This window comes from Coleofasciculus sp. FACHB-712, from assembly GCF_014695635.1.
Classification (GTDB): domain Bacteria; phylum Cyanobacteriota; class Cyanobacteriia; order Cyanobacteriales; family FACHB-T130; genus FACHB-T130.
Genome location: NZ_JACJOQ010000297.1, coordinates 1 through 2,795 on the forward strand (window position 1 = coordinate 1; position 2,795 = coordinate 2,795).

Below are 2,795 nucleotides of genomic sequence, written 5' to 3' on the forward strand. Positions count from 1 at the left end.
TTGCCTCAAGAGTGGGAATTCAAGCTGGTCGATCGAAATATCCGCACCGTTACAGAACAAGAGTGGGAATGGGCAGATGTTGTCATTCTCTCGGCAATGATTGTTCAGAAAGAGGATTTACTCGATCAAATCAAGGAAGCCAAGCGGCGCGGCAAACTGGTAGCGTGTGGTGGCCCTTACCCAACTTCTGTCCCGGAGGAAGCTCAAAAAGCGGGTGTAGATTATCTGATTTTAGATGAAGGGGAAATCACCCTGCCGATGTTTGTTGAGGCAGTTCAGCGGGGCGAAAAACAGGGGATTTTCCGTTCTAATGGGGAAAAACCCGATGTGACGACAACCCCGGTTCCTCGTTTTGATTTGCTGGAGTTTGATGCTTACGATTCAATGTCGGTGCAGTTTTCGCGGGGTTGTCCTTTCCAGTGCGAATTTTGCGACATTATTGTTTTGTATGGTCGCAAACCCCGGACGAAAACACCGGAACAGCTATTAGCGGAGTTGGAGTATCTCTACCAATTGGGGTGGCGTCGTAGCGTTTTCATGGTGGATGATAACTTCATCGGCAATAAGCGCAACGTCAAGTTATTTCTCCAAGAATTAAAAACCTGGCAAGCAGAACACCAATATCCCTTCCGGTTTAATACAGAAGCTTCGATTGATTTGGCGCAAGACCAAGAACTGATGGATCTGATGGTGGAGTGTTATTTTGATGCCGTGTTTTTGGGGATTGAAACGCCCGATGAAGAGAGTTTGTCGCTGACGAAAAAGTTCCAAAATACGCGCAGTTCTCTGGGTGAAGCGGTAGAGGCAATTACGCGAACCGGATTGCGCCCAATGGCTGGATTTATTATTGGCTTTGATGGGGAGAAAGCTGGCGCAGGCGATCGCATTGTCCGATTTGCCGAGCAAACTGCCATTCCCACCACTACCTTTGCCATGCTGCAAGCCTTACCCAATACAGCGCTGTGGCATCGATTAGACAAGGAGGGCCGCCTACGGGGTAAAGATGGCAATATCAATCAAACTACCTTGATGAACTTTGTTCCCACACGACCCCTGCAAGATATTGCCAGAGAATACGTTGAGGCTTTCTGGACACTATACGATGCCGAAAAGTTTTTGGATCGGACTTATCGCTGTTTCTTGATGCTGGGTGCGCCCAAATGCAAAGCTCCTGCTAAATTACCAAATTTAGTGGATCTGCGAGCGTTGTTGATTGTGATGTGGCGTCAGGGTGTCAAACGCACAACTCGCTGGAAGTTCTGGCACCACTTATTTAGCATCCTCAAGCGCAATCCTGGTGTTTTTGAGCATTACATTGCTGTCTGCGCTCATAATGAGCATTTTCTAGAGTACCGCCAGATTGTGCGGGACGAAATAGATGCCCAGTTAGCTGAGTTTCAGGCAGAAGAAGCAAAACTGCAACAGATAGAAGATATCTCATCGGCATCTGTAAAAGAAAAAAATCCTGTCAGTGTATAAGACAAAGTTCTTTCGCGATTGCTAACAGACGCGGGGGAAGAGAGCGATCGCTCTGAAATGAAAATGCTCGTTAACCGGCAGGAATCAAAATTACTGGTAGTGTCTGGGAGTAGGGAGGCAGAAAGTCCAGAGTCAGTAGGTGGATATCAGGTTCCCACTCCCCCTAAACCAACGGTTAACTACATTCGGCTACTGAGTTAGTTAGCATGGAATATCCATTCATCATTAGCGAAAACCTAGCGGCATATTGTATTCGATCAATTTAATGACTCTTTCATGAGCGATCGCACGTCGAAAGTGATAGAACAATTTGCCCCTGCTACGAATCACTAAAATTAGTCCGAGGTTGCCAATTCAATGCGAGTTTTACTGCTTTATCCTTTATTTCCTAAAACTTTTTGGTCTTTTGAGAAAGTCCTAGAATTAGTAAATCGCAAGGTTTTATTGCCGCCGCTAGGTTTAGTGACGGTTGCCGCAATTTTGCCTCAAGAATGGGAATTCAAGCTGGTCGATCGAAACGTTCGCAGCGTCACAGAAGACGAGTGGGAGTGGGCAGATTTGGTCATTCTCTCGGCAATGATTGTCCAGAAAGAAGATTTACTCGATCAAATCCGAGAAGCCAAGCGGCGCGGTAAAGCGGTTGCCGTAGGTGGCCCTTATCCGACTTCTGTGCCTGATGAAGCCACTAATGCGGGTGCAGATTATCTAATTTTAGATGAAGGGGAAATCACCCTGCCGATGTTCATAAAAGCGATCGCGCGAGGTGACAAGAGTGGGATTTTCCGTTCTAATGGGGAAAAACCGGATGTGACGACAACTCCGGTTCCTCGTTTTGATTTGCTGGAGTTTGATGCTTACGATACGATGTCGGTGCAGTTTTCGCGGGGTTGTCCTTTCCAGTGCGAATTTTGCGACATTATTGTTTTGTATGGTCGCAAACCCCGGACGAAAACACCGGAACAGCTATTAGCGGAGTTGGAGTATCTCTACCAATTGGGGTGGCGTCGTAGCGTTTTCATGGTGGATGATAACTTCATCGGCAATAAGCGCAACGTCAAGTTATTTCTCCAAGAATTAAAAACCTGGCAAGCGGAACACCAGTATCCCTTCAGCTTTAATACTGAAGCTTCGGTTGACTTGGCGCAAGACCAAGAACTGATGGATTTAATGGTGGAGTGCAATTTCAATGCGGTGTTTCTGGGGATTGAAACGCCGGATGAAGCCAGTTTGCAGATGACGAAGAAGTTTCAAAATAACCGAACTTCGCTTGCTGACTCGGTAGAAACCATCACGCGGGCGGGGTTGCGGGTGATGGC

General features: G+C 47.0%; 3 protein-coding genes. All 3 read left to right on the forward strand.

The window, feature by feature from the left end; genetic code table 11:
• Positions 1–1,479, forward strand: a 1,479-nt coding sequence (locus H6F50_RS07870) for a B12-binding domain-containing radical SAM protein (RefSeq protein ID WP_190428147.1), incomplete at its 5' end; no start/stop codon positions are given.
• A gap of 18 nt (positions 1,480–1,497) precedes the next feature.
• A complete protein-coding gene (locus H6F50_RS07875) occupies positions 1,498–1,680 on the forward strand; it encodes a hypothetical protein (RefSeq protein WP_190428149.1) in 183 nt (60 codons plus the stop codon).
• 156 nt (positions 1,681–1,836) lie between these two features.
• On the forward strand, positions 1,837–2,795 hold a 959-nt coding region (locus H6F50_RS07880; protein ID WP_190428151.1), incomplete at its 3' end, for a radical SAM protein.